General features: G+C 68.0%; 23 protein-coding genes. 17 read left to right on the top strand and 6 right to left on the bottom strand.

Going from position 1 to position 26984, the window contains the following annotated elements:
- Positions 1-17 precede the first annotated feature (17 nt).
- The 6 genes from ERC79_RS08240 (at position 18) to ERC79_RS08215 (ending at position 8451) form a co-directional block, all read left to right on the top strand.
- Positions 18-2693 (top strand): IniB N-terminal domain-containing protein, encoded by a 2676-nt coding sequence (locus ERC79_RS08240; protein ID WP_131577277.1) that lies wholly within the window; start codon positions 18-20, stop codon positions 2691-2693.
- A 146-nt stretch (positions 2694-2839) separates the two neighbouring features.
- Complete coding sequence (locus ERC79_RS08235) at positions 2840-4693, top strand: dynamin family protein (RefSeq protein WP_131577276.1); 1854 nt, start codon at positions 2840-2842, stop codon at positions 4691-4693.
- The gene (locus ERC79_RS08230; RefSeq protein WP_131577274.1) at positions 4690-6231 is read left to right on the top strand and encodes a dynamin family protein; all 1542 of its coding nucleotides are present in this window, start codon (positions 4690-4692) and stop codon (positions 6229-6231) included. The genes ERC79_RS08235 and ERC79_RS08230 overlap by 4 nt, the downstream gene beginning before the upstream one ends.
- Before the next feature lie 94 nt (positions 6232-6325).
- On the top strand, positions 6326-6973 hold the full coding sequence (locus ERC79_RS08225; RefSeq protein WP_131577273.1) for a HemK2/MTQ2 family protein methyltransferase: 648 nt from the start codon (positions 6326-6328) through the stop codon (positions 6971-6973).
- A gap of 10 nt (positions 6974-6983) precedes the next feature.
- Positions 6984-7205: a CDGSH iron-sulfur domain-containing protein gene (locus ERC79_RS08220; RefSeq protein ID WP_131577272.1), complete on the top strand. Its 222-nt coding sequence runs from the start codon at positions 6984-6986 to the stop codon at positions 7203-7205.
- Between the two features lie 205 nt (positions 7206-7410).
- Complete coding sequence (locus ERC79_RS08215; RefSeq protein WP_131577270.1) at positions 7411-8451, top strand: iron-containing redox enzyme family protein; 1041 nt, start codon at positions 7411-7413, stop codon at positions 8449-8451.
- 19 nt (positions 8452-8470) lie between these two features.
- On the opposite strand, the gene ERC79_RS08210 is transcribed toward ERC79_RS08215, so the two are convergent.
- Positions 8471-8764, bottom strand: a complete 294-nt coding sequence (locus ERC79_RS08210; protein WP_131577269.1) for a helix-turn-helix transcriptional regulator — start codon at positions 8762-8764, stop codon at positions 8471-8473.
- Between the two features lie 66 nt (positions 8765-8830).
- Between ERC79_RS08210 and map the strand changes: the two genes are divergently transcribed.
- Positions 8831-9613: a type I methionyl aminopeptidase gene (map, locus tag ERC79_RS08205; protein WP_131577268.1), complete on the top strand. Its 783-nt coding sequence runs from the start codon at positions 8831-8833 to the stop codon at positions 9611-9613.
- 67 nt (positions 9614-9680) lie between these two features.
- Here map and ERC79_RS08200 read toward each other — a convergent pair whose 3' ends face one another.
- Both ERC79_RS08200 and ERC79_RS08195 read right to left on the bottom strand, forming a co-directional pair.
- Positions 9681-11096, bottom strand: coding sequence for an NAD(P)/FAD-dependent oxidoreductase (locus ERC79_RS08200; RefSeq protein ID WP_131577266.1), 1416 nt, complete (start codon positions 11094-11096; stop codon positions 9681-9683).
- Complete coding sequence (locus ERC79_RS08195; RefSeq protein ID WP_131577265.1) at positions 11093-11674, bottom strand: hypothetical protein; 582 nt, start codon at positions 11672-11674, stop codon at positions 11093-11095. Before ERC79_RS08195 ends, ERC79_RS08200 begins: the two co-directional genes overlap by 4 nt.
- A gap of 253 nt (positions 11675-11927) precedes the next feature.
- On the opposite strand from ERC79_RS08195, the gene dnaK reads away from it, so the two are divergent.
- The 9 genes from dnaK (at position 11928) to ERC79_RS08150 (ending at position 21660) form a co-directional block, all read left to right on the top strand.
- Positions 11928-13775 carry a molecular chaperone DnaK gene (gene dnaK, locus ERC79_RS08190; protein ID WP_131577263.1) on the top strand — a complete coding sequence of 616 codons (1848 nt, stop codon included), beginning with the start codon at positions 11928-11930 and terminating at the stop codon, positions 13773-13775.
- Positions 13772-14350: a nucleotide exchange factor GrpE gene (grpE, locus tag ERC79_RS08185; protein ID WP_131577262.1), complete on the top strand. Its 579-nt coding sequence runs from the start codon at positions 13772-13774 to the stop codon at positions 14348-14350. The genes dnaK and grpE overlap by 4 nt, the downstream gene beginning before the upstream one ends.
- 33 nt (positions 14351-14383) lie before the next feature.
- Positions 14384-15556 carry a molecular chaperone DnaJ gene (gene dnaJ, locus ERC79_RS08180; RefSeq protein WP_131577260.1) on the top strand — a complete coding sequence of 391 codons (1173 nt, stop codon included), beginning with the start codon at positions 14384-14386 and terminating at the stop codon, positions 15554-15556.
- 32 nt (positions 15557-15588) lie between these two features.
- The gene (locus ERC79_RS08175; protein WP_131577258.1) at positions 15589-15996 is read left to right on the top strand and encodes a helix-turn-helix transcriptional regulator; all 408 of its coding nucleotides are present in this window, start codon (positions 15589-15591) and stop codon (positions 15994-15996) included.
- Positions 15997-16400: 404 nt separating this feature from the next.
- Positions 16401-16841, top strand: a complete 441-nt coding sequence (locus ERC79_RS08170; protein WP_131577256.1) for a GtrA family protein — start codon at positions 16401-16403, stop codon at positions 16839-16841.
- A 190-nt stretch (positions 16842-17031) separates the two neighbouring features.
- On the top strand, positions 17032-19212 hold the full coding sequence (locus tag ERC79_RS08165) for an MMPL family transporter (protein WP_131577254.1): 2181 nt from the start codon (positions 17032-17034) through the stop codon (positions 19210-19212).
- Between the two features lie 90 nt (positions 19213-19302).
- A complete protein-coding gene (locus tag ERC79_RS08160) occupies positions 19303-19572 on the top strand; it encodes a metal-sensitive transcriptional regulator (RefSeq protein WP_131580879.1) in 270 nt (89 codons plus the stop codon).
- 19 nt (positions 19573-19591) lie between these two features.
- Positions 19592-19846 (top strand): DUF2892 domain-containing protein, encoded by a 255-nt coding sequence (locus ERC79_RS08155; RefSeq protein ID WP_131577252.1) that lies wholly within the window; start codon positions 19592-19594, stop codon positions 19844-19846.
- Between the two features lie 236 nt (positions 19847-20082).
- Entirely contained in the window at positions 20083-21660 is a 1578-nt protein-coding gene (locus ERC79_RS08150; RefSeq protein WP_131577250.1) for an AMP-binding protein, read from the top strand.
- A gap of 31 nt (positions 21661-21691) precedes the next feature.
- On the opposite strand, the gene ERC79_RS08145 is transcribed toward ERC79_RS08150, so the two are convergent.
- The 3 genes from ERC79_RS08145 to ERC79_RS08135 are packed head-to-tail and all read right to left on the bottom strand — an operon-like array spanning position 21692 to position 24126.
- On the bottom strand, positions 21692-22450 hold the full coding sequence (locus ERC79_RS08145; protein WP_131577248.1) for an FAD-binding oxidoreductase: 759 nt from the start codon (positions 22448-22450) through the stop codon (positions 21692-21694).
- Between the two features lie 44 nt (positions 22451-22494).
- Complete coding sequence (locus ERC79_RS08140; protein ID WP_131577246.1) at positions 22495-22947, bottom strand: hypothetical protein; 453 nt, start codon at positions 22945-22947, stop codon at positions 22495-22497.
- Between the two features lie 15 nt (positions 22948-22962).
- Entirely contained in the window at positions 22963-24126 is a 1164-nt protein-coding gene (locus ERC79_RS08135; protein ID WP_131577244.1) for an FAD-binding oxidoreductase, read from the bottom strand.
- A gap of 248 nt (positions 24127-24374) precedes the next feature.
- On the opposite strand from ERC79_RS08135, the gene clpB reads away from it, so the two are divergent.
- Positions 24375-26960: an ATP-dependent chaperone ClpB gene (clpB, locus tag ERC79_RS08130; protein WP_131577242.1), complete on the top strand. Its 2586-nt coding sequence runs from the start codon at positions 24375-24377 to the stop codon at positions 26958-26960.
- Positions 26961-26984: the final 24 nt, after the last annotated feature.

The raw sequence follows: 26984 nt of genomic DNA, 5'->3' as shown, positions 1-26984 counted from the left end.
ATCCCAGGAGACATCTCATGGCCAGCAACGCAGTTCTCGATTTCATCCTCAGGCTTCTCCGTGACGAGGACGCGGCCGCGGCGTACTGTGCCGACCCGCAGGGCGCCCTCGTCGCCGCCGGACTCGGCGACGTGTGCCACGCCGACATCGTGGCCGTTGCGCCGATGGTCGCCGAGTCCGGACTGTTCGGCACCGCGGCCTGCGATCTGTCCGCGATTCTCGCCGCGGGCACGGGTGCCACGGGTTCACTCGGTGCGGCGGCGGGGGGCGGCCTGGGCCTCGGCGGCGGTCTCGGTCTGGGCGGCGGTCTCGGTGGCAGCCTGGGCGTCGGCGCCGGTGCCGGCCTGGGTCTCGGTGCGGCGGTCGGTGGCGGCTTCGGCAGCAGCGTCATCGGTGACATCGACCTCGGCGCCGATCTGGCGGCGGCCCTGGCTGCCGCACTCGCGGTGGGCGGATCCATCGGCGCGCAGCTCGGTGCCGCGATCGGCGGGGCGCTTGAAGTGGCCGTCGGGCTCGGCGGCGGGCTGGACCTCGGCAGCCTGGTGGATGTCGGCGGTTCGATCGACTTGGGCGGCGCGCTCGCCGGTGCGCTGGGCGGCGCCCTGAACGTGAGCGGTGCGCTCGTGACCGAGCTCGGCGTGGCGCTGAACGCGGCGCTCGCGGGTGTGACCAGCCTGGACCTGGGTGGACTGCTGTCAGTGGACGGCGGGTTGAGCGCCGCCCTGGAAAGCGTGTTCGCCATCGGGGGCGAATTGGGCGGCGAGCTCGGGCTTGCCCTCGGAGCACTCCTGAGCGCGGCGGTCGACGCAGGCGTCGAGCTCGGTGGCGAGCTCGGTGCCGGTATCGACGGTCTGCTGGGCCTGGGAGGGTCCCTCGGTGCGGCGCTCGGCGGTGGACTCGGCATCGGCGCAGAACTGACTGCCGCGCTGTCGGGCGCGCTGGAGTCGGCGCTGTCGCTCGGGGGCTCGCTCGGTGGCGTGCTCGACGGCAACATCGCCGGTGAGCTGAGCACCGCTCTCAGCGGTCTGCTCGAGTCGGCGCTGTCGATCGGTGGTTCGATCGGCGGTGATCTGGGGGCGGCACTGGGCAGTGCCCTCGACCTCGGCGCCGCAGTGGATCTCGCGGGCGCCCTGAATCTCGCGAGCGCGCTCGATCTCGGTGCGTCCCTCGGCGGTCTGCTGGGCGGTTCGCTCGGCGTCGACGGCGCCCTGACGGCGGAGCTGGGCGCTGCGCTGGGCGCCGCACTCGAGGGTGTGAGCAGCCTGGACCTGAACGGTCTGCTCGGGGTGGACGGCGGATTGACCGCAGCGCTCGAGAGCGCGTTCGGTATCGGCGGCGATCTCGGTGGCGCGCTGGGGGCGGCGCTGGGCGGCGTGCTGGGTGCGGCTGTCGAGGCGGGTGGGGAGCTCGGCGCCGGCCTCGGTGGCCTGCTGGATCTGAGTGGCTCGCTCGGCGGGGTACTCGGTGGTGCGCTGGGTGCCGGTAGTGACCTCTCGGCGGCCCTGTCGGGCGCGCTGGAGTCGGCGCTCTCGGTAGGCGGCAGCCTCGGCGTGGAGCTGGGCGGCAACCTCGGGGGCGACCTGACCACGGCGCTGTCCGGCGCGTTGGAGGCGGCGCTCGGTGCGGGCGGGTCGATCGGCGGTCAGCTCGGCGCCGCGCTCGGCAGCGCACTCGACGGCGGCCTGGGCGGCGGCCTCGACCTCGGCAGCCTGACGGGTGTCGGCGGCGATCTCGGGGCCGCGATCAGTGGTGCGCTGGGCAGCGCCCTGGACGTGGACGGCACGCTCACGACGACGCTCACGTCCGCGCTGAACACCGCGCTCGCGCTCGGCGGCACCCTGCAGGTGGGGGCCGACGCGGACCTCGGCAGCCTGCTCGAAGGCGCGTTCAGTGTGGGCGGTTCGGCCGGCGCCGATCTCGGTGCGGCGCTCGGTGGCGTCCTCGGTGGGGGCCTCGACACGGGAGGCTCGCTGGACCTGGGGGGCATCCTCGGCGGCGAGGGCGGATTCGGTACCGAACTCGGCGGTGCGCTGAACGGACTCCTCGGTACAGGCGGCTCGGTGGGCGGCGACCTGGGCGCGGCGCTCGACGCGGCTCTCGGTGCGGGCGGCGGCCTGGCAGGCAGCACCGGCCAGGCCGCCGGTCTCGGATCGACCGGTGACATCGGCGGCGGGGTCGACGCCGGTCTCGGTGGCGGTCTCGGTGCGGGCCTGGGCACGAGCCTGTCCGGCGCGCTGGGCTCCGTCTCCGACCTGGGTGGTCTCGGTGCTGGCCTCGGCGCCGATCTCTCGGGCGCACTGTCCGGTGCCGTCGACGCAGCTTCCGCGGCGGTCGGCGGCCCGCAGGTCGCGGGCGGCGGGATCGACGCCGGTCTCGGCGGCGGGTTCGGGTCCAGCGGCGGCGTGGTCGGCGGTATCGGCGGCGACCTGGGCGGCGATCTTGTCGGCGGGTTCACCGATGGTCTGACGTCGGCGCTGCAGGGCGCGATCGACGCGACCGGCAACCTGGCCGCAGGATTGACCGGCGCCGCGTCGCCCAATGCGTGGTCGTCGATCGACGGCGACGCGTTCGGTTCGGCGCATTCGGACGCCGGTCTGTTCGGGAACGGCGTCGGCGCAGCCGGCCATGCGGGCTCGATGGTGACGGACCCCGCTCCCGTCCACACGGACCTCGGTCACGATCTGCTGCCCTGACCGCATCGACGGCCTGTAACGAACCGGGCTCCGTTCACGCTAATGCGAACGGGGCCCGCTTCGTATCTGTCGAAGCGCGGGACAAGTCAGTGCCCGCACCCCAGTGCGCGCAACAGGTCGAACAGAGAAGTGGGGCAGCGAAACTCATGGACAGTGCGACCGCAGAAGTTGTGAAGGTTCCGGAGGCCGCGTTGATAGACCTCCTTGATCCGACGGTCGAGATCGCGCGCGCCGCGGGCCGAACCGATCTGGTGGAGCGGCTCGATCTTGCGCGATCCCGAGTGCTCGATCCGCGTCTGCGCATCGTGGTGGTCGGTCTTCTCAAACAGGGCAAGAGTCAGTTCGTGAACGCGCTGCTCAATCTGTCGGTGTGTTCGGTGGGCGATGACGAGACCACCGCAGTGCCCACGGTGGTGCAGAACTCGGAGCAGGCTTTTGCCGAACTGGTGCTGGCCGAACCGGGCGCTGCGCCGCGGCGGGTGGACATCCCACTCGGTGAGCTGGCGGCCGTCAGCCCGACGACCCCGCGAGCGGAGGGCCGCGAGGTGCTCCGGCTCGAGGTGAACGTGCCGAGCCCGCTGCTCGCGGACGGCCTCGTGTTCGTCGACACCCCTGGCGTCGGAGGACACGGAAACCCCCATGCGGCATCCACTCTCGGTTTGATACCGGCTGCGGATGCAGTGCTGGTCCTGTCCGATGCGAGTCAGGAGTTCACCGAACCGGAGCTCGGCTTCCTGCGCCAGGTGATCGGGCTGTGCCCGTCGGTGGCCTGTCTGATCACCAAGACCGACCTGTACCCGCACTGGCGGCGGATCGTCGATGCCGACCGCGGCCACCTGCAGCGGGCCGGGCTCGACGTGCCGCTGCTGCCCGTCTCGTCGCTGCTGCGCTCGCACGCGCTGCGCCTCGACGACGCCTCGTTGCACGCCGAGTCCGGATTCGAGGCCCTGTACGACTTTCTGCGGGAACGGGTGATCGAGCGCAACGAGGGCAGCGTCCGCCGCGCAGTGTCCCTCGATGTCCATGCGGTCGTCGAGCACCTCACCCTCGCGCTCGGCAGTGAGCTTGCGGCGCTGCGCGACCCAGCGAAGGGTGCGGCGGCGGTGGTGGAGCTGCAACGTGCGAAGGCAATCACCGAAGAACTGCACAAGAAGACGTCGCGCTGGCAGCAGACCCTCGCCGACGGGATCGCGGATCTGGCATCGGACATCGATCACGACCTGCGGGACCGGCTCCGCCAGGTCACCCGCGAGGCCGAAAGGGCGGTCGACGAGGGCGATCCCGGAGCGGAGTGGGACGCGCTGGGGGAGTGGCTCGAACAGCAGATCGCGCAGTCGGTGGGCGACAACTTCGTGTGGGCCCACGACCGTGCGCTGTGGCTGGCGGAGGTGGTGGCGGAGCACTTCGCGGACGCCGGCACCGTGGACCTGCCGCAGCTCGATGTCGCTGATCTCGATGGTGTGCTCGAGCCGGTGGCGTCACTGTCGGATCTGGAATCCGGCCGTATCGGCATCACCCAGAAGGTGCTGGTCGGGATGCGCGGATCGTACGGTGGAGTGCTGATGTTCGGCCTCATCACGACGCTGATGGGCATGACGCTGCTCAATCCGATCTCGGTCGGCGCGGGTGTGCTGCTGGGTACCAAGGCATACCGCGACGACCGTGAGGCGCGAGTGATCAAGCGTCGCGGCGACGCGAAGATCGCGATCAGGAGGTTCACCGACGACGTCAGCTTTCAGGTGGGCAAGGAGTCCAAGGACCGGCTGCGGCTGATCCAGCGTTTGCTGCGTGACCACTTCACGTCGATCGCCGAGCAGACGCTGCGTTCACTGGGTGACTCGCTCCGGGCGGCTCAGGAGGCGGCCAACATCGAAGCGTCCGAACGCGCGCGGCGGTCCGCGGAGGTGGAGCAACAGATGAAGGTTCTGGCGGCGCTGAATGAGCGTGCGGCACAAATACTCCCCGTAGAGGAAGGTTCGACCGCGGCGGTGACGGCATGACGGCCCCGGCGCTGGTGCGGGCGCGGGAGTTGATCGCTTCGGCGCGGGACGCCTATGCGGGCAATGCGGTCGCACGCGCGCAGCTCGCCGAGTGCGCGTCCCGGCTCGATCAGCCGCTGCGTGTCGCGCTGGCCGGATCACTCAAGGCGGGTAAGTCCACGCTACTCAATGCGCTTGTCGGGCAGGATATTGCGCCTACCGACGCGACCGAGTGCACGCGAGTCGTCACGTGGTACCGCAGCGGTTCGACCCCGGCAGTCACCGCCTGGTACGACGGCGGCGAGAGCGCAACCATCGCGGTGCAGCGGCGCGAGGGCCGGTTGACGTTCGACCTCGAGGGTCTCACCGCGGATCGGGTGGACCGGCTGGACGTCGAGTGGCCGGCCAGCGCGCTGGCGCAGACCACGATCGTCGATACCCCGGGCACGTCGTCGTTGTCGAAGGACGTTTCGGCCCGCACCCTCGAACTGCTGACGCCGGAGAACGCGGCGTCGGGTGCGGACGCCGTGGTGTATCTGCTGCGCAGTCTCAGCGCGACGGATGTCCAGTTCCTGGGGCGGATCGGCGCGCATGTGGGCGGCGAATCGGGTCCGCTGGGGGTGGTCGGCGTGGTCTCGCGGGCCGACGAGGTGGGCGCGGGGCGAGCCGATGCGATGATGTCGGCGAAGGATATGGCGGCGCGGTTCACCGCGGAACTCGAGCTCACCGGGCTCTGCCAGGCGGTGGTGCCGGTCGCGGGCCTACTCGCACTGGCGGCCCGGACGTTGCGGCAAAGCGAGTTTGCGGCGTTTGCGGCACTCGCATCGGTGCTCCCGGAGGACCTGCAGCTGGCGATGCTCTCCGCCGACCGGTTCGCGCGCGAGGACGCGTCGTTGCCGGTGGAGGCGGCGATGCGCCGTCAGTTGGTGGAACGGTTCGGACTGTTCGGAATCAGGTTGGCGGTGATGCTGATCCGGCTCGGCGTGCAGGATTCCCCCAGCCTGGCGGCGGAGCTGGTGGCACGGAGCGGGCTCGACGAGCTGCGTCAGGTGCTCGACGTGCAATTCGGCCAGCGAGCCGACCAGCTCAAGACGCACTCGGCGCTGGTCGCGCTCGAACGGGTGCTCGAAGCGCATCCCACCGCGCAGACGCCGCGTCTTCTCGACGAGGCCGGACGCCTGCTCGCGGACGTCCACGGGTTCCAGGAACTTCGGATGCTCGGCCGGCTCCGCAGCACCGAGACCAGCCTGTCCGGCGACGAGCTCACCGAACTGCAGCGACTGATCGGTGGATTCGGAATCGGCGCCGCGCAGCGGCTCGGGCTGGATCCGGACATCGCTGTCGAGGAGGGCCGGGCCGTCTCGCTGGCCGCTGTGCACAAGTGGCGAGCGCGGGCCGCGCACCCATTGGTAGATCAATTCACCGCCCGTGCCTGCAGCGTCGCCGCCCGCAGTGCGGAGGGGGTGCTGGCGGAACTGGGCGAGACGGGCATCGCCATCGCGGACCAGGGGAGTCCCGGCCACCGCGGACCGGTGGCCGAGCCGTGCAGAGCTCGGTGAAGTCCGCAATACTCGCTGTAGGCCTCGACCTTTGCTCGCGGGCAGGATCTCGTGGGCGGCGTCGCGGGCATCGACAGGGCTAGGAGGTCTTTCTTTGCTGCTCCGATTACCCGGTGTCTATCCGCCGCAGGCAGACAGCTTCTTTCTGGCGCAGGCACTACAGCTCGAGAGTATCGACGCCGACACGCGGGTCCTGGACCTGTGCACGGGAACCGGGGTGTTGTCCGTCCAGGCGGCGTCCGCGGGTGCCCGTGATATTACTGCGGTCGACATCGGCCGCCGCGCCCTCACCACCGCGTGGATCAATGGGCGACTCAACCGGGTTCCGATTCGCGTCGCCCGCGGCGATCTCACCGCGCCCGTCCGGAACAGTCGGTTCGACCTCGTGTTGTCCAACCCTCCCTATGTGCCGGCGGAAGACGATGCGCTCCCCACCCGCGGCCTCGCGAGATGCTGGGACGCTGGACAGGACGGGCGGGCGCTGCTGGACCGCATCTGCGTCGAGGCACCGGACGTGCTGGCGCCCGGTGGAGTGCTGCTGCTCCTGCAGTCGGCTCTGAGCGGGGTGGAGAAGACTCAGGCGATGCTCGAGGAGCAGGGGCTGGATGTCGAGATCGTTGCGAGGACGGATATACCGTTCGGTCCTGTGATGTCGATGCGGCGGGAGCTTCTGCGACGTCGTGGACTGATCGACGAACTGGAGCGGCGCGAGCAGCTTGTCGTGTTCCGGGCAGTGAAGTGACGGCGGTGGCATGACGAACGAGTCCGAAACGCGCGATGACGTGACGGTGACGGTGTGTCCCGACGGACCGCTTCTCGTGCGCGGCCCAGTCACGGTTCTGGATGGTGACGGCCGCGCGATTGCCAACCAGCGGAACACGATCGCGCTGTGTCGATGCGGTAGAACGAGGCGGCCGCCCTTCTGCGACAGCTCTCACAAACGTAAGAAGCGCCCTTCGGACGAAGGTGACTGATCCCGACGAATCTGATCCGTGCACAACTCTATCCACACCTTGTGGGTAAGCCCTCGTAGAAAACTCGTTGCCGGCCAACGATCTTCACCGGGCGGTGGAATTCGGCCCGCGGTCCCCGGCAGGATCTGGATACTCCGGGCAGGATGGAGGCCATGGGGTTGACGTCGAGAGCCGGGGCGTGGGCCGGCAACGGAACGGAGTCCGCATGACATCGGTGCACCATCGAACCTCGAGCACGGCGATGCCCGTGCCGTCGCCGCGTGGACCGGCGAGCGCAGCCCTGCTCTCGGTGCTCCGTGGGGACGCCGCGCCACGGATCTTCGTCGCCGCCGCACGGATGGCCACCGCACCGGGCCGAGGGCTCGGCGTTCTGGTCGACGACGACATCCAGCTGTGCCTGACGCTGCTGTACGAGCTCCACCTGCAGGGAATCGACGGTGTCGACGACCGCTGGGGCTGGGACGCCGAGCTGCTCACGGCGCGGGCGGCGCTCGAGGCGCCCTTCGACAGCGAGATCCGGGCGCTCGCCGCGCCGGTGGTCGATCGTGTCGCGGGGCCGGACGTCGTGGCCGCACTGTGGGACATGACCGCACCCAGCACGTCACCCGGACTGTCCGGTTTCATGGCCACCGAGGCCACCGTCGAGCAGTTCCGGGAACTGCTGATCCACCGCTCCCTGAACCAGCTGCGTGAGGGCGATGTCCACACCCTCGGGATCCCGCGCCTGGCCGGACGGCCCAAGGCCGCGCTGGTGGAGGTGCAGGCCGACGAGTACGGCGGCGGACGCCTGGAACGGATGCACTCGCAACTGTTCGCGATCACGATGCGGGAACTGGGGCTGTCGGATGCCTATGCCCATTACGTGGACGCGGTCCCGGCGGTGACTCTCGCGTCGTTGAACGCGCTGTCCTACTTCGGCAGTCATCGCAGCATGCTGGGTGCGCTTGCCGGACACCTGTGTGCGGTCGAGACGACGTCGGCGCTGCCGAGCAAGAAGTATGCCGCCGGCCTGCGACGGCTCGGTTTCGGGGACGCGGCCGCCCTCTTCTTCGACGAGCACATCGAGGCCGATTCGGTGCACGAGCAGATCGTGGTCCGCGACCTGGCCGGTGGCCTGGCGGCCGCGCGACCGGAACTTGTCGACGACATCCTGCTCGGGGCAGCGGCCTGTCTGGCGTTTGACGACCTCATCGGCGATCACATCGCGGAATGCTGGGCGCGGGGGAGCAGTTCGCTGAGGTCCTGAGGCCGCTGTTGTCCGGGGCTTACGAGGCGGATCGCTCACGTGCGTTGTAGCCAGCGCTGATGCCACTTTCGGGCTGGTTGATTTCGGCCCACACCGCATCGAGGGAGAGGCCGAGGACATCGGCGATCGCCGCGATGGTCGGGAAGGCGGGGGTGGCCACGCGGCCCGTCTCGATCTTCCGGAGTGTCTCCGGTGAGACACGGGCGTCGAGCGCGGTCTCGAGCATCGAGCGTTCACCTCTGGCGCGCCGCAGGAGAGCGCCCAGGCGCTGTCCACGTTCGACCTCTGCGGATGTTAGCGGCAACCTGACCATGCCACCTATTCTAGTACCGGGATAATATGGACGGGATAGTTATTGGTCGAACGAGATGGGAAGCGCATGATCGAGATCCTCAGCCCCAAGGAATTGGCCCGAGCGAGAGAGGCAGGTGCCCTGGTCGCTCACATCTTGCAGACGCTGAAGAGCCGCAGCGCAGTAGGCACGAACCTGCTGGACATCGACCGGTGGGCCAAGGCCATGATCATCGAGGCCGGAGCCCTGTCCTGCTACCTCGACTACGAGCCGTCGTTCGGGCGCGGGCCGTTCGGCCACTACATCTGCACGGCCGTCAACGACGCCGTGCTCCACGGACTGCCCCACGACTACGCCCTGGCCGACGGCGACCTGCTGACACTCGACCTCGCCGTCTCCACGGGCGGGGTGGCTGCAGACTCCGCCATCAGCTTCATCGTGGGCGACTCGAAGCCCCCGGAGAGCGTCGCGATGATCAATGCGACCGAACGTGCCTTGAGCGCAGGCATCGCCGCTGCCGGCCCCAAAGCTCGTCTCGGCGACATCTCCCACGCCATCGGCTCGGTCCTCAGCGCCGCGGGGTACCTGATCAACACCGAGTTCGGAGGGCACGGCATCGGATCGACGATGCATCAGGATCCGCACGTGTCGAACACCGGAAGGCCCGGCCGCGGATACAAACTGCGCCCTGGGCTGCTGCTCGCACTGGAACCTTGGGTCATGGCGGACACCGCTGAACTCGTCACCGATGCCGACGGGTGGACGCTTCGAAGTGCGACAGGGTGCCGGACGGCGCACAGTGAGCACACGATCGCTGTCACCAGCGACGGAGTCGAAATCCTCACCTTGCCGGAGCGGGCGCGACCGTGAGGTCGAAGGTCACGTCTGTCCCGCTGCTATCGGCCAGCGCTCGAGTGGTTTCAGCGCTCGAGTGGTTTCAGCGCTCGAGTCGTTTCAGCGCGGACCGTGCCGCGTGGTAGCCGCCCATCCCGTGCACGCCGCCGCCGGGAGGTGTCGCGGCGGAACAGATGTAGACGCCCGGAATGCCCGTCGAGTACGGGTCCAATGCAATGCGCGGACGTGCGAGCAGTTGCAGTGGATCGTTGGCCCCGGTCGCGATGTCGCCGCCCACGTAGTTGGCGTTGTACACCGGCATCTCGACCGCGGAACGGCTGAAGCTGCCGACGATGCGCTCCCGGGTGCGCGGCGCGAACCGCTCGATCTGCCGCAGGATTGCCTCGGTCGCGTCGCCCGTATACCCGTGCGGCACGTGCGCGTACGCCCACACGGGGTGGATGTCGCCGACCGACCGGGACGGGTCGGCCAGGTATTGCTGACCCAGTAACACGAAGGGGCGCTCCGGCATCCGGCCGGCATGCACCGCCCGTTCGGCGGCGGTCATCTCCTCGAGCGTGCCGCCGAGGTGGATGGTGCCGGCCCGGCGGCATGCGTCGTCGCGCCACGGGATGCCGCCGTCGACGGCGAGATCGAGCTTGAACGCGGCGGGGCCGTACCGGTAGCGGCGGTATGCCCGCGCGACCCGTGCCGGCAGCCGATCGCCCGCCACCTGTGCGACTCCGGTCGGGGACAGGTCCAGGATCGTCAGTTCGGTGCGCGGCAGCTCGCCGAGGGACCGCACGCGCACCCCGGTCTCGATCCGGCCGCCGTGATCGCGCAGCAGTGAGGCCAGTGCGTCGGTGATGGCACGGGATCCGCCCTTCGCGACCGGCCATCCGTACCGATGCCCGGCACCGAGCAGCATCAGCCCCACCGCCGATGTCGTCGGGCGGGTCAACGGATAGAAGGAGTGCGCGGCGACGCCGCCGAACAGAGCACGCGCCTGCGCCGTGCGCCAACGTCTGGCGGTCAGGGTTGCCGGGGCGAGGGCATCGATGCCGAAGCGTGCCAACAGGACCGGGTGCGTAGGCACATGCGCGATCGGGCGCAGCAGTTCCTCGGCCAGGATGTCGAAGCTGTCGGTCAGTGGCCCGAACAGTCTCCGCCAGGCGTTGCCGTCCGGGCCCAGTCGGTTCGCGGTCTGCTCGATCGAGCGGGTGAACACACCGGCGACCGCGGAGTCGAGGGGATGCGCGAGGTCGATCTCCGGCTGCAGCCACTCGAGTCCGTGCTCGGTCAGATCGAGCGACCGGAAGAGCGGCGATGCGACGCCCATCGGGTGCACCGCGGAACAGTCGTCGTGCAGCAGTCCAGGGAAGAGGCGCTCGCTGGTACGGGTGCCGCCGCCGATCGTGTCCGCGGCCTCGAGGACCGTCACGTGGACGCCGTGCAGCGCCAACGTGACCGCTGCAGCCAGCCCGTTGGGGCCGGACCCGACGACAATGGCTTCGGTCATTGCGCTGCCGTGGTCCTGCGGCCGAGCCACTCCGATATGGATGGGGTGAACAGCAGCGCCGTGGCCGCTGCGACGAGGGCAGCCTGCAGTGGAGGGGCCCAGGTGAGGACTCGGAACGAGATGTCTCCGGCGTCGGACAACAGACTCCAGGAGCCCACAGCGGCGGCGACGGTGAGCACGCCGACGACGGTGAGCCACACACGCGCCCGCGCATGCCCGGCCCGGAGGCGCACGATCCCGAGCACTGCCGCCAGCACCAGCAACACCCCGACGCCTCCCACACCCAATACGGTCAGTCCGGCGACCAGATCCACCGTCGTGGGATCGGCCGTCGGATTCCGGGTGGAGAGACTTGTCTCGAGAGCGTCTACGACGGTGTCGAACCCGAGGCCCAGGGCTGAGGCGAGACTCGCGAACGCAGCGAACGATGCGGCCCAGGCGGTGATCGCCACGGTCAGGCTCCGCGGCGCGGGACCGGGGTCGGTGCCGGGGCTGTGTAGGGGCGCGACTACGACATCGGGCCGTGGCGGCCGTGGTCGGTGCTGCGCGGATGCGTGGGTGTCGCCGGTGGTTTCCACGTCCGAATCGTATCGAGCGGACGGCCTGGGACGAGGCGATCCGGGTGGCGCGGGAACCGGTGGGAACAAACCGCGCGCATCCTCCGTTGACCATTTCGTGAACCTGAGTGTGGGTGGCTCAAGTTTCAAGTTGACTTCGATCGGAGTCGAATGCAAACTTGAGTCGTATACGCTCACCTGAGGCGAATCAGCATCAGTGTCGAGAATAAAAGCGCAGCTCGAGAAGCTGCAAAGAGGGAAGTGAGGGATCACTATGGCTCGTGCGGTCGGAATCGACCTCGGGACCACCAACTCGGTTGTGTCTGTACTCGAAGGCGGCGAGCCTGTCGTGGTCGCCAACTCCGAGGGCTCACGCACCACCCCGTCCGTCGTGGCTTTCGCCAAGAACGGTGAAGTGCTCGTCGGTCAGCCCGCCAAGAACCAGGCGGTCACCAACGTCGACCGCACCATCCGCTCGGTCAAGCGTCACATCGGCACCGACTGGAACGTGGAGATCGACGACAAGAAGTACACGCCGCAGGAGATCAGCGCCCGCACGCTGATGAAGCTCAAGCGTGATGCCGAGGCATACCTCGGTGAGGAGATCACCGACGCCGTCATCACCGTCCCCGCCTACTTCGAGGACGCGCAGCGCCAGGCCACCAAGGAGGCCGGGCAGATCGCAGGCCTCAACGTCCTGCGTATCGTCAACGAGCCCACCGCGGCCGCGCTCGCGTACGGCCTCGACAAGGGCGAGAAGGAACAGACCATCCTGGTCTTCGACCTCGGCGGCGGCACCTTCGACGTGTCCCTCCTCGAGATCGGCGACGGCGTTGTCGAGGTCCGCGCGACCTCCGGTGACAACCACCTCGGTGGCGACGACTGGGACGAGCGCATCGTGACCTGGCTCGTCGACAAGTTCAAGGCGCAGAACGGCATCGACCTCACCAAGGACAAGATGGCGCTGCAGCGTCTGCGTGAGGCGGCGGAGAAGGCGAAGATCGAGCTGTCCAGCTCGCAGAGCACCTCCATCAACCTGCCCTACATCACCGTCGACGCGGACAAGAACCCGATGTTCCTCGACGAGCAGCTCTCCCGCAGCGAGTTCCAGAAGATCACCTCCGATCTGCTGGACCGCACCCGCGCGCCGTTCCAGGCCGTGGTCAAGGACTCGGGCATCGCCGTCAAGGACATCGACCACGTCGTACTCGTCGGTGGCTCCACCCGTATGCCGGCGGTCTCGGATCTGGTCCGTGAGCTCACCGGTGGCCGTGAGCCCAACAAGGGTGTGAACCCTGACGAGGTCGTGGCCGTCGGTGCTGCCCTCCAGGCCGGCGTCCTCAAGGGCGAGGTCAAGGACGTCCTGCTGCTCGACGTCACCCCGCTGTCTCTCGGTATCGAGACCAAGGGTGGCGTGATGACCAAGCTCATCGAGCGCAACACCACCATCCCGACCAAGCGCTCCGAGACCTTCACCACTGCGGACGACAACCAGCCGTCGGTGCAGATCCAGGTGTTCCAGGGTGAGCGTGAGATCGCCTCGCACAACAAGCTTCTCGGATCGTTCGAGCTGTCCGGTATCCCGCCGGCCCCGCGTGGTGTGCCGCAGATCGAGGTCACCTTCGACATCGATGCCAACGGCATCGTGCACGTGACCGCGAAGGACAAGGGCACGGGCAAGGAGAACACGATCAAGATCCAGGACGGCTCCGGTCTGTCCAAGGACGAGATCGATCGGATGATCAAGGACGCCGAGGCACACGCTGAGGAGGACAAGGCTCGCCGCGAGGAAGCCGAGGTCCGCAACCAGGCCGAGTCGCTGGTGCACCAGACCGAGAAGTTCATCAAGGACTCCGACGAGGGTGCCGCCAAGGTGCCCGCCGACGTCAAGGAGAAGGTGGAGGCTGCGATCACCGAGGTCAAGACCGCTCTCGCCGGACCCGACATCGCCGCTGTCAAGGCTGCGGTCGAGAAGCTGTCCACCGAGTCGCAGGCCCTGGGCCAGGCGATCTACGACGCGCAGGCCGCTGACGCAGCCGCGTCCGGCGACGGCCAGGCCCAGGACGGCGACGTCGTCGACGCCGAGGTTGTCGACGAGCCGACCGACCAGGACAAGAAGTGACCGCGGAGAACCCCGACCGCGAACCGGTGATCACCGACGGCCAGGTAGTGGACGCCTTCGAGAATTTCGACACCGCTGCCACACCGGCCGCCTCCGATGAGGTGGCGGCCGGGGCTGGCACGGACGAGCTGGCCAAGGTCGTTGCCGAACTGGATCAGGCCAACACCGAGTTGGGATACGCGAAGGCGGAAATTGCCAACATCCGCCGCAACGCGCTGTCCCGGATAGATCGAGCAGTCGAGGACGAGCGGGTCGCCGTGGTGAGCCGCTTCCTCGACATCGCGGACGATCTCGACCGGGCACGGGCCCACGGCGACCTCGATGCGGGGCCGCTGAAGGCGCTGTCGGACAAGCTCTCCGGCGTACTTGACGGGCTGGGCCTGGTTGGCTTCGGTGCTGAGGGCGACGCCTTTGCCCCGGATCTGCACGAGGCTGTGCAGATGGAGGGCGACGGCGACAACCCGGTTCTCGGGGCGGTCCTGAGGAAGGGCTACCGGCTCGGCGAGCGCGTGCTGCGCACGGCGATGGTCACCGTTACCGACGGTGAGTCGGCGTCCGGTGCCGCAGCCGAGTAGTTACACAGAAACAACGAGAGGAGGAGACGCCCAGTGAGCCAGCGGGAGTGGATCGAGAAGGACTTCTACAAGGAACTGGGTGTCTCTTCCGACGCATCCGCCGACGAGATCAAGAAGGCGTACCGCAAGCTGGCCCGGGATCTGCATCCCGATGCCAACCCCGGTGACACCAAGGCGGAGGAGCGTTTCAAGACGGTCAGCGAGGCGCATGCCGTCCTCTCCGACCCGGCCAAGCGCAAGGAGTACGACGAGGCCCGCCGCTTGTTCGCGAGCGGTGGCTTCGGTCCGGGCGCCGGATACTCCGGTGGCGGCGGTGGTTTCGGTGGCGGTGGCGGATTCGACATCAACGATTTGTTCGGAGGCGGCGCCGCAGCCGGCGGCGACAGCGGTCTCGGTGATCTGTTCGGCGGACTGTTCAACCGTGGCGGAGGCCGAACCACGGCGTCACGGCCCCGCCGTGGCAGCGATGTCGAGACCGAGATCACGCTCGAGTTCCGGGAGGCCGCGCAGGGCGTGACGGTGCCGCTTCGGCTCACCAGCCCGTCGCCGTGCACCACGTGCCATGGCAGTGGTGCCAAGCCCGGCACCAGCCCGCGGGTATGCCCGCGCTGCAACGGAACCGGGATCGTCAGCCGCAACCAGGGCGCGTTCGGATTCAGTGAGCCGTGCGACGACTGTCGCGGCACCGGATCCATCATCGACGATCCGTGCACCGACTGCCACGGCAACGGTGTCACCAACCGCACCCGTACCATCACCGTTCGCGTCCCCTCGGGCGTGAGCGACGGGCAGAAGATCCGCCTTGCGGGTCAGGGTGAGGCCGGGCTGCGGGGTGCGCCGTCCGGCGACCTGTACGTGACCGTCCACGTCCGGCCGGACAAGGTTTTCGGGCGTAACGGCGACGATCTGACGCTCGTGGTGCCGGTCAGTTATGGCGAACTGGTACTCGGGACCACGGTGTCGGTTCCGACGCTCGACGGCCGTGTGGGCGTGAAGGTTCCGGCCGGAACCGCGGACGGACGAATCCTGAGGGTGCGTGGGCGCGGTGTGCCCAAGCGCGGCGGAGGCGCAGGCGATCTGATGGTCACCGTGAAGGTTGCGGTGCCGCAGAAGCTCGACGACCCCGCCACTGAGGCTCTGCAGAAGTACCTGGAGGCCGAGAAGGCAAGCGGATTCGATCCGCGCGCCGGATGGGCAGGCGCCTGAGCGGCGCAAACCGATCGAACGGGTGAACCATCATGAGCGACAGGCAACGCAAGGCATCGGAGGTCCCGGCGGACCCTGATGCGCGGGTGTTCGTCATCTCGGTGGCCGCCGAACTCGCCGGCATGCATGCGCAGACGCTGCGCAATTACGACCGGCTCGGTCTGGTCACCCCGCACCGCACTACCGGTGGCGGACGCCGCTATTCGCCGCGGGACGTCGCGCTGCTGCGTGAGGTGCAGCGCCTGTCCCAGGACGAGGGCGTCAACCTCGCCGGGATCAAGCGCATCATCGAGCTGACCAATCAGGTCGAGGCGCTGCAGCATCGCGTCGAGGAGATGGCCGCCGAGATTGCGCGCGTGCACGCGAGCTACCGGCGGGATCTCGTCCCGATTCCCCGCAGTAGCGCGCTCGTCGTCTGGAAGCCTCGCAACCAGCGCTGACCCAGCGGGCCACCCCTGAACGGGAATTCACGGCACATCTCGGAGTCTGAGGTGCCGTGAATTCCCGTTTGTGCGTTACGGGGCATGTGAGCATCCACACTTAGCATCTGAATACCCCTGGGGGTATATTTGGAGCGTACCCGACCTCGAGGAGGATCACATGTGTTACCCCGTCATCTGCCCCAGCTGCCGGAAGACGACCTGGGACGGCTGTGGAGCGCACGTCGACAGCGTGATGGCGTCGGTTCCCGCGTCGAGCCGCTGTGTCTGTCAGGAGAATCCCGCCTACTTTGGCGGATCGGAAGTCTTCGGCTCGTCCCTCGATCGCTGATCACTCCCGGGTGTGCCGCACACGGCCGGGGATAAGTAGCAAGCGGCCGGTGCCGGGCCGCCCATCGCGGGCCGTGCGCTCGAGTGCGTGGGAGCGGGTCGGCGCGCGACGCCTCGGGGGCGAGGGCTGGGGAGCTCAGCTCGTCCGCTTCGCGCTCGTCGGCGGGTCGAGTAACGCCCTTTATGCCCTTTCGTTCGTGACCCTCGCCGAGTACGGAACCTTCGTTGCCAACACTGTCGGTGTCGCTGTCAGTACGGTCCTCGCCAATGAACTGCACCGCAGGCGCACCTTTCGTGCCGCTGACCGGGTGCACTGGTTCGCGGCGCAGTGGGAAGCCGGCGCGCTGGCGGTGCTCGGCTTGATCCTCAGCTCGGCTGTTCTGGCGCTGATGCACCGCCTCTTTCCTGCGGCTTCGGGCGCGATCCAGGTGCTCATGGTGATCGGGGTCAGTGCCGTCGTCGGGGGCATGCGGTTTCTCGTCCTGAGGGGCGCGGTTTTCGCCCCTTCCAGATAACCTCCGCGCTGATCGAGATGCGCGGATCGTGAACGGCCTCCGCTCTGCGGGTGGCCATGGGTACCCCTGGGGGTATATTATCCAGGGGTTGACCGTCCCGGGGTGCTGACATTTCGTCGGTGGTTCCCCGTTTCATCGAAGGCGCATTGCGCCCGTTTGTATACCCCCACCGGTATAAGGAGTTTTGCGCATGACCAGCAAGAACCCTGTCGGCGGCGATCGGTCGTCGACGACAACGAAGAATCCAGGTGCAGCGCCGCCATCCGTGCACGGCGGCGTGTTGGCGCGCATGGGTGCTGCCATGACCACGCGTTCGAGATGGGTGTTCGGCACCTGGCTCATCGTGCTGGTCGCGCTCGGGGCGGCGGCACCGTCCGTCTTCAGCTCGCTCGCCGGGGCCGGCTGGCAGGCCAACGGCTCGGAATCGGTGCAGGTCCGCGAGCTTGCTCAGGAACACTTCGGCGGTAACTCCTCCGCGGCCGTGCAGGTGGTGGTGCACTCGGACACCAAGTCGGTCTCCGATCCCGCGGTCCAGCAGGTCCTCGGTGAGGCCACCGCCCTGTTCGCGGCGGACGACCGGTTCGGTGAAGTGATCGCGCCGCAGCCCGGGATGTCGATCAGCCCCGACGGGCACACCGGCATCCTGATCGCCGGCGCCAATGCGAGCACGGACGAGATGGTCAAGGCCGTCGATGACCACAAGGACGAGCTCACTGCATTGTCCGGCGATGGCATCGAGGTCTATCCGACCGGTGCGTCTGCGCTGTGGAGCGACTTCAACAAGGCCAACCACGAGGCGATGATCAAGGCGGAGATGTTCTCCTGGCCGGTGACCCTGGCCATCATGGTTCTCGCATTCGGTTCCCTCGTCGCTGCGGGGCTGCCGCTGCTGCTGACCCTGGCGGGACTGGTCGCCTCCGCGGGCGGATTGGTGCTGCTCAACGAAGTCACCCCGATCTCGGTGTGGGCGATGAACTTCGCAATGATGTTCGCTCTCGCGCTCGGCATCGACTACGCACTGTTCATCGTCGCGCGGTTCCGAGATGCGCTGAGCAAGAGCGGTAACCCGCGTCTGGCGGTGGCCGAGACGATGGACACCGCGGGCAAGGCTGTCGTGCTGTCGGGCCTGACGGTGCTGGTGAGCCTGTCTGCCGTGCTCCTGGTCCCGGCTCCCGCGGTTCGGACCATGGCGGTCGGCATCATGCTCGCGGTGACGTTCGTCCTCGCCGCCACCCTGACGCTGCTCCCCGCCGTCCTCGGCAAGCTCGGATCCAAGGTCAACGCCGGCTCCCTGCCGTACGCCAAGCGGCAGAAGCACCGGTCGCCGGGATTCGAAAAGTGGGGCAACCTGCTGCACAAGCATCCGTGGCCGTTCGCAATCGGCGCCGTCGTGGTGCTGGTGGGTCTGTCGATTCCGGTATTCGGACTCAAGGTCGCGATGCCGTCCATCGAGGTGGTTCCGACCGACGCCCCGGTCCGTCAGGGTTACGAACTGGTTCAGGCCCAAATGGGCGAGGGTGCACCGGGCATGCTGCAGATCATCGCCCCCACGTCCGAGGCCGATGCGACCGCCACCGCAGCCATGTCCACGGAGGGGATCGCGATGGTCACCCCGCCGATGCCGGCGATGGACGGCTCCGACTACGTCATGTTGCAGGCGATCCCGAATGTCGATCCCTCGGACGACGCGATGGGTTCGATCCTGAACCAGTTGCGTTCGGATCTGCCGTCGCAGGCTTTGGTCGGCGGCGCCCCCGCCGAGAATCTGGATCTGCAGCAGGCGCTGAACGACTACCTGCCGCTGATCATCGGCGTCATCCTGACGCTCGGGTTCATCCTGCTGCTGGTGGCGCTGCAGGCGCCGCTGATCGCAGTCCTGGGAACGGTGGTGAGCCTGCTCTCGACCGCTGCGGCGTTCGGTGTGGCCAAGCTGATCTTCCAGGACGGACACGGTGCGGGACTGCTCGGCTTCACCCCGCAGGGCTTCCTGGACGGCTGGGGTCCGGTGTTCTTCTTCGCGATGATCTTCGCTATCGCGATGGACTACACGGTGTTCCTGCTCTCGACCGCGAAGGAGCACTACGAGGAATCGGGTGATCCGAAGGTGGCGCACGTGATGGGTCTTGCGCACTCGGGTCGAGTGATTGCCGCCGCTGCCGCGGTGATGGTGGCGGTGTTCTTCACCTTCGCGTTGGCCGAGCCGCTTCCCCCCAAGGAAATGGGCATCATCCTCGGTGTCGCCGTCCTGCTCGACGCGGTGCTCATCCGCCTCGTGCTGCTGCCCGTGCTGTTGCGTCTGACCGGGCACGCAGCCTGGTGGTCACCGGCGTGGCTGCGCCGGGTGCTGCCGAGCATCAAGTTCTCGCACTGATCCGAAGGGGTATGCGTGGTGGGCGATCACACAACCGCCACGCATACCCCCACGGGTATGCTGGGAGAAGATCTGCGGAAGGGAATCATCATGGTCGGCAACGATGAAAGCAACGCATTGGTGCTCAACAGATTGCGCCGCGCCCACGGGCAGCTCGCCGGTGTGATCGCGATGATCGAGAGCGGCCGCGAGTGTAAGGACGTGGTCACTCAGCTCGCCGCAGTCTCCCGCGCTCTCGACAGGGCGGGCTTCAAGATCGTCGCCAGCGGGCTACGCGAATGCCTGGTCGGCGAGACCGCGGACGGCCATGCGCCCATGAGTGAGGCCGACCTGGAAAAACTGTTCCTTACGCTCGCCTGACGGACCCGAGGAGAGAACCGTGAAAAACCTTCCCCGCCATCAAGGTTGGAACGTCGAACGAGTGGTGCCGCTGATGGCCGGCGTGGTCGTTCTGTTGAGCGTGGCTCTGACGGTCGCCTTCACGCCGTGGTGGCTGCTGCTCACTGGATTCGTGGGCGCCAACCTGATCTTCTACTCCGTGGCCGGATGGTGCCCCGCCAGTTTGATCATGGAGAAGATCGGCCTGGAGCGGGCGAGCTGCCGTATCCCGCTCGATGCCAAGCAGACAACCTGAGGGCCTCGAATCGCTCGCGGCGGCGGGTCTGAGTGTTTCCGTGGACGCGCGCAGGTGGATCTCGTGTCGGCGATGCTGTGGCGCGGTGACGTGAACCCGGTCCGTTCGGTGTAACAGGTTTCAGTTCGGGGAAAATCCGGTTATCGTGTCGGTGACCCGGACCACACTGGCCGAACGTGGCGCGGCGGGCGCACGCAGCGCGGCCGTCGCGCGTCGTGCACGCAGAAGGAACACACATGACCGATGAGTTCGCCGACGTTCTCCACCGCCCCCGCTTCCTGGCGGACCTGCTGATCACTGCGCTCGATCGCAACGCCGACCGGCCGGCTCTCTACCTCGGCGATGTCGTGCTCACCGGCGGCCAGATGCGCGACCAGATCAGCTGTTTCGGGCAGGCGCTCGAGTCGCTCGGTATCGGCAAGGGGTCGACCGTGGCGATGCTGTCGAAGAACCGGCCCGAGGTTCTCATCAGTGTGGGCTCGCAGATGATCCGCGGCTGCCGCAACACCGCGCTCGCGCCGTTGGGTTCGCTCGACGACCATGCCTACATCGTCGGCGACGCGGAGATCGAGACCCTGATCTTCGATCCCGGCGCATTCGAGGATCGTGCCGCCGAGCTGAAGGCCACCGTGCCGACGCTGAAGAACCTGTTCTCGCTCGGGCCGTCGTCGGTGGGCATCGACATTCTCGAGCTTGCGAAGACCTTCACTCCGCAGCGTCTGATCGCGGCGGACGTCGACGGCGACGACCCGTCGAGCATGGTCTATACCGGCGGCACCACGGGTAAGCCGAAGGGCGTGGTCAACACGTTCCGGTCGGGTGTGACGCTGCCGCAGATCCAGATGGCCGAATGGCAGTGGCCCGACGAGATGCGTTTCCTCGCGTGCACCCCGCTCTCGCACGCCGGTATGGCGTTCTTCGTTCCTACCCTCATGCGGGGTGGCTCGCTCGTGGTGCTGCCGGCGTTCGAACCCGGCGCGGTACTCGAGGCCATCGAGAAGCACAAGATCACGGCAACCATGCTGGTGCCCACCATGATCTACATGCTGCTCGACCACCCGGATTTCGAGACCCGTGACGTGTCGAGTCTGCAGACGCTGTACTACGGCGCCGCCGCTATGTCGCCGACGCGTCTCAAGGAGGGAATCGAGAAGCTGGGCCCGATCTTCTTCCAGTACTTCGGCCAGAGCGAGTGTGGCATGACGATCTCGGTGCTGCGCAAGGAGGAACACGACATCGACGACCTCGAGCGTCTCGCGTCGTGCGGACGCCCCGTCCCATGGCTGGACGTGCGGCTGCTCGATGACGACCTGGCCGAGGTTCCGCAGGGCCAGCTCGGCGAGATCTGCGTCCGCGGCCCACTCGTGATGAAGGAGTACTGGAAGAAGCCGCAGGAGACTGCCGAGGCGCTGCGCGGCGGCTGGCTGCACACCGGCGACATTGCCCGCGCGGACAAGGACGGCTTCCTGTTCATCGTCGACCGCAAGAAGGACATGATCGTGACGGGTGGGTTCAACGTGTTCCCGCGCGAGATCGAGGACGTCATCTCCGGACATCCGGCCGTCGCGAGCGTCGCGGTCGTCGGCGTGCCCGACGAGAAGTGGGGTGAGGCGGTCAAGGCATGCGTAGTGCTGCGCGACGGCCAGGCTGTGGAGACGGCCGAGCTGGTCGAGCGTGTTCGCGCTGCAAAGGGATCGGTGCACGCGCCCAAGACCGTCGACTTCGTCGACGCCCTGCCGCTGACCCCGCTCGGCAAGCTCGACAAGAAGGCGCTGCGCGCCAAGTTCTGGGACGGGGCCGCTCGCTCCGTCTGACGCCAAGCCGTCGAACTGTTCGGCCCCCGGATCAGCTCGGGTCGAACCGGATCGCGTCGGCGGGAGTCCCGGTGGCGACCAGGCGATCCCGGGTGGTCTGCACCATCGCGGGCGATCCGCACAGCAGCACCTGGTGATCGACGAACGCGCCGTGTGCGGCGACGACATCCGCGAGGGTGCCCTCGATCAGGTGGTCCTCGCCGAACCCGATCTCGCCTAGCTCGTCGCGGATACGGTCGTACCACTGGTCCGGGATTCCTGGGTCGGTGACGTCCTCGACGACCGGAATCGTGGTGAGCCAGGGCAGATCCTGTGTGAGCAGCCACAACATGTCCGACGCATACAGGTCCGCGACGGTGCGGCCGCCGATGAACAGGTACACCTTCGGCGGGTCTTCCACCCGGATCAGATCCAGGAGGATCGCGCGCAGCGGAGCAAGCCCGGTGCCGCCGGCCACCATGACCACCGTCGGCCCGGTCTCGTCGACGTGGAGGTCACCGCCGCGTGGGTCGAAGATCTGCCAGCGGTCACCGGGTTGGGTGTCGGCTACGATACTGCCGCTGACCCAGCCGCCCGGTACCGCGTGGACGTGGAATTCGAGCTTGCCGTCGAGCGAGGGCGGTAGCGCGGGGGAGAGTCGGCGCCGTAGCCGCGGGTGCTGTGGAACGCTCACGTCCACGTACTGACCGGCGCGGAACGGGACGGCGTCGCCGATCAGCCGGACCACCGCGAGATCCTTACGCAGGCGGTGGTGTTCGACGACGGTTGCGGTCCAGGATGGCTGCGGCATGTCGCCATTGTTCCCGGTTCGGACGGGGGTTTCACATCGTCGTCTCAGGTGGCCTCGACGCGGCGGTTGTGCAGGGCCTGGGCGAGGGACGCGGTGACGGTGACCAATGCCACCGCAACGAGGGGGACCACCAGGCTCGGCAGGGTTTCCACACAGCGGCCCAACAGCGTTGCGCCGAAGGCGACCAGCGGAAGACCTGTTCCTTGCAGCAGGTCCAATTTGCGTGGTCGGCGCGGAGGCGGGCCCCACCACGGGATTCGCTGGCCGTCGTTCTCCCGGTGGACCCGGGCCGTGCCTGCGGCCGCGGCAGCGACCCCGATCGCAACCATGGCGGAGCCGACGATCGCGGCTGCGGCCGACGGCGCCGGGAGAACCGGTACCGCGGCACCTGCGGCCACGATCGTCACGAACCACAGCGCGATCACCCAGAAGGGCGCGGCTTTGGGCGGGTTCTGCCCGACATTGTCTACCGGTCGCATCGGTGGAAGATCGTCCATGGGCACATCATCGCCTCAGCGCAGCGGATCGTGGATGATCGACTCGACCGGCGTCCCGGCCCGCTGCAGGGCGTAAGCGGTGGTCTTGACCATCGACGGCGACCCGCAGATCTGTACCTGCCGGTCGGCCCAGGACCCGAACTGGCCCACCACCTTGCCCAGTGGGCCGAGTAGGCGCTGGTGCAACCCGGGCGGCGGCTCGGGGCTGGGATACGGATGCCACCAGGGATTGTCGTTCTCCTCCGTGACGGGTACGACGGTGAGCCAGGGGTTGCTCAGCGACAGCTGCCACAGCGTCTCGATGTCGTAGAGATCGCAGGGGTACGTGCCGCCGACGAACAGGTGCACTCGCGGATTGATACCCCGCTGCGCCATATCCATCACCTGCGCGCGCAACGGCGCCAGGCCCGTGCCGCCCGCGATCATCAGCACATCCTTGCCGCTTTCGCGATCGACGTGCAGGCCACCGAGTGGCGAGCCGATCCGCCACCGGTCGCCCACTGCGGTCTCGTTCACCATGGCGGGGCTCACCCACCCTCCGGATACGCGCCGGACGTGGAACTCGAGTTGCCCGAACGGGTTCGACGGGATCGCCGGCGACAGGTACCGCCACATCTGCGGACGCTGCGGGATCTGGACGCTGACGTACTGACCGGCGGCGTAGGGGATGGGAGAGTCGGTCTCGAGGCGGATGACCGCGAGGTCGCGCAGCACCCGCTCGTGGCTGACGACGGTGCCTTCCCACAATGCGGGGTAGTCGTCGGCGTCGGCGGCATCGGACATCGTGGTGGTGATCAATGCGACCAGTTCGCGCCACGCGGCGTCGCGGTCCGGGCTCCATGGCTCGTCGGAGTCGGTCTCGCGCATCGCATCGAGCAATGCGTTCCCGGCGGCCGCATAGTGCTCGCGTTCGACGCCGTACTTGCGGTGGTCGCGCCCGAGCTGGGCGAGGAACGGGAGCATGGATTCGGTGTCGTCGAGTCCCCGGACGATGTACTCGAGTGCCGCGACCAGCTTGGCGCGCTGGCCATCCATACCGGCCGGGAACAGCGACCGGCAATGCGGGACGCGGGCGAAGAACTGGGCGTAGAACGTGCGGGCGAAGCGGTCCCGGTGGCTGGCGGACGCGGTGACGGTATCGAATTGTGAGCGGATGAGCCTGATCTCGGCGGTGTCCACGTCGTCCTCCCTCGGGTGCTGCACGGCTGCCGGATGTGCGCGCACACCGGGAGCCGACCACTAGTGTGCACCGGGGTGGCGTCGGTCCGGTTCGGGGCCTCGCCGAACCTGCATGAAAATTCCCGAAGAAGTTCAAAGTTGAGCGGAACAGACTCAATGCTTTGTTCGTTGAGTAGAACGACAGTGCCGTGAGGGGTTCGCTCCGCGCGGCACGATCTCCGTTCCGTTCGTCGCAAGGAAGGTGCCAAGTGGACTCGTTCTCTCCCACCACCAAGACCCAGGCCGCGCTGACGGCTGCGCTGCAGTCGGCGTCCTCGGCGGGCAATCCCGACATCCGTCCCGCGCACCTCCTGGTTGCGCTGCTCGACCAGACCGACGGCATCGCCGCGCCGCTGCTCAAGGCCGTCGGCGTCGACCCGACGGTGGTGCGACGCGAGGCTCAGGTTCTGGTGGATCGGCTGCCACGCGCCACCGGCGCCACCACGCAGCCGCAGCTCGGCCGCGAGGCGATCGCCGCGATCACCGCGGCACAGCACCTGGCCACCGAACTCGATGACGAGTACGTGTCCACCGAGCACGTCATGGTGGGGCTCGCTGGTGGACTGGGTCGCGCCGCGGGCTCCGCTCCCGCCGGCGACTCGGACGTCGCCAAGCTGCTCGTCGACCACGGCGCCACCCCGACCGCGCTGCGGGACGCATTCACCGCGGTCCGTGGCAGCGCACGCGTCACCAGCCCCGACCCCGAGGGCAGCTACCAGGCGCTCGAGAAGTACTCGACCGACCTCACCGCCCGCGCCCGCGAGGGCGAGCTCGACCCGGTCATCGGACGCGACACCGAGATTCGACGCGTCGTGCAGGTGCTGAGCCGGCGCACCAAGAACAACCCGGTGCTCATCGGTGAGCCCGGCGTCGGCAAGACCGCGATCGTCGAGGGCCTCGCGCAGCGCATCGTCGCCGGTGACGTGCCGGAGTCGTTGCGCGGCAAGACCGTCATCTCCCTGGACCTCGGGTCGATGGTGGCCGGCGCGAAGTATCGCGGCGAGTTCGAGGAACGTCTCAAGGCCGTCCTCGACGACATCAAGAACTCGGCCGGTCAGGTCATCACGTTCATCGACGAGTTGCACACCATCGTCGGCGCGGGTGCCACCGGCGAATCGGCGATGGACGCCGGCAACATGATCAAGCCGATGCTCGCGCGCGGTGAACTGCGGTTGGTCGGCGCGACCACGCTCGAGGAGTACCGCAAGTACATCGAGAAGGACGCCGCGCTCGAGCGCCGCTTCCAGCAGGTCCTCGTCGGGGAGCCGTCGGTGGAGGACACCGTCGGCATTCTGCGCGGACTCAAGGAGCGGTACGAGGTGCACCACGGTGTGCGCATCACCGACTCGGCTCTCGTTGCGGCGGCGACCCTTTCGGATCGGTACATCACCTCGCGCTTCCTGCCGGACAAGGCCATCGATCTCGTGGACGAGGCCGCGTCGCGCCTGCGCATGGAGATCGACTCGCGCCCCGTCGAGATCGACGAGGTGGAGCGGGTGGTCCGCCGGCTCGAGATCGAGGAGATGGCGCTGGCAAAGGAGACCGACGCGGCGTCCCAGGACCGGTTGGTGAAGCTGCGCGAGGAGCTGGCCGACGACCGAGAGAAGCTGCGCCAGCTCACGGCCCGGTGGCAGAACGAAAAGAACGCCATCGACTCGGTTCGCGAGGTCAAGGAGCAGCTCGAGGCGTTGCGCGGCGAGGAGGAGCGGGCCGAACGCGACGGCGATCTCGGTAAGGTCGCCGAGCTGCGCTACGGGCGGATCCCCGAGTTGCAGAAGCAACTCGAGACCGCCGCAGCCGCATCGGACGGTGCGTCCGACGGCTCCGTCATGCTCAAGGAGGAGGTCGGACCCGACGATGTCGCCGACGTCGTGTCCGCGTGGACCGGCATTCCGGCCGGCCGGATGATGGAGGGCGAGACCGCCAAGCTCCTGCGCATGGAGACCGAACTCGGCAAGCGCGTCGTCGGGCAGGCCGAACCCGTGCAAGCGGTCTCGGATGCGGTGCGCCGCGCCCGCGCCGGCGTCGCCGACCCCAACCGTCCCACCGGCTCGTTCCTGTTCCTCGGCCCGACCGGCGTCGGCAAGACGGAGCTCGCGAAGGCGTTGGCAGGCTTTCTGTTCGACGACGAGCGGGCGATGGTCCGAATCGACATGTCCGAGTACAGCGAGAAGCACTCGGTGGCACGGCTCGTCGGTGCCCCTCCCGGCTATGTCGGCTACGAGTCCGGCGGCCAGCTCACCGAGGCGGTACGCCGCCGTCCGTACAGCGTCGTGCTGTTCGACGAGGTGGAGAAGGCGCACCCGGATGTGTTCGACATCCTGCTGCAGGTGCTCGACGATGGTCGGCTCACCGACGGTCAGGGACGCACGGTCGACTTCCGGAACACGATCCTGATCCTCACCTCGAACCTCGGTGCGGGCGGTGACCGGGATCAGGTGATGGCGGCCGTGCGGTCGGCGTTCAAGCCGGAGTTCATCAACCGGCTCGATGACGTCGTCGTCTTCGATCCGTTGTCGGAGGAGCAGCTCGAGTCGATCGTCGACATTCAGCTCGAGCAGTTGGCGTCGCGGCTGGCGGCACGGCGGCTCACGCTAGAGGTGTCCGACGCGGCGCGGCTCTGGCTCGCTGTGCGCGGCTACGACCCGCTCTACGGCGCACGTCCGCTGCGCCGCCTGATCCAGCAGGCGATCGGCGACCAGCTGGCCAAGCTGCTGCTCGCGGGCACCGTCCGTGACGGTGACACCGTGCCGGTGACGGTGTCCGAGGACGGGGATCACCTGGTTCTCGGTTAGGCGCTTCGCGCCCGTGCGCGTTTG

The sequence above is a fragment of the Rhodococcus sp. ABRD24 genome, from assembly GCF_004328705.1.
In the GTDB taxonomy this organism is placed as follows: Bacteria; Actinomycetota; Actinomycetes; order Mycobacteriales; family Mycobacteriaceae; genus Prescottella.
Note: the sequence above shows the minus strand (reverse complement) of the source record. Positions and strands in the feature narration are given on the sequence as shown.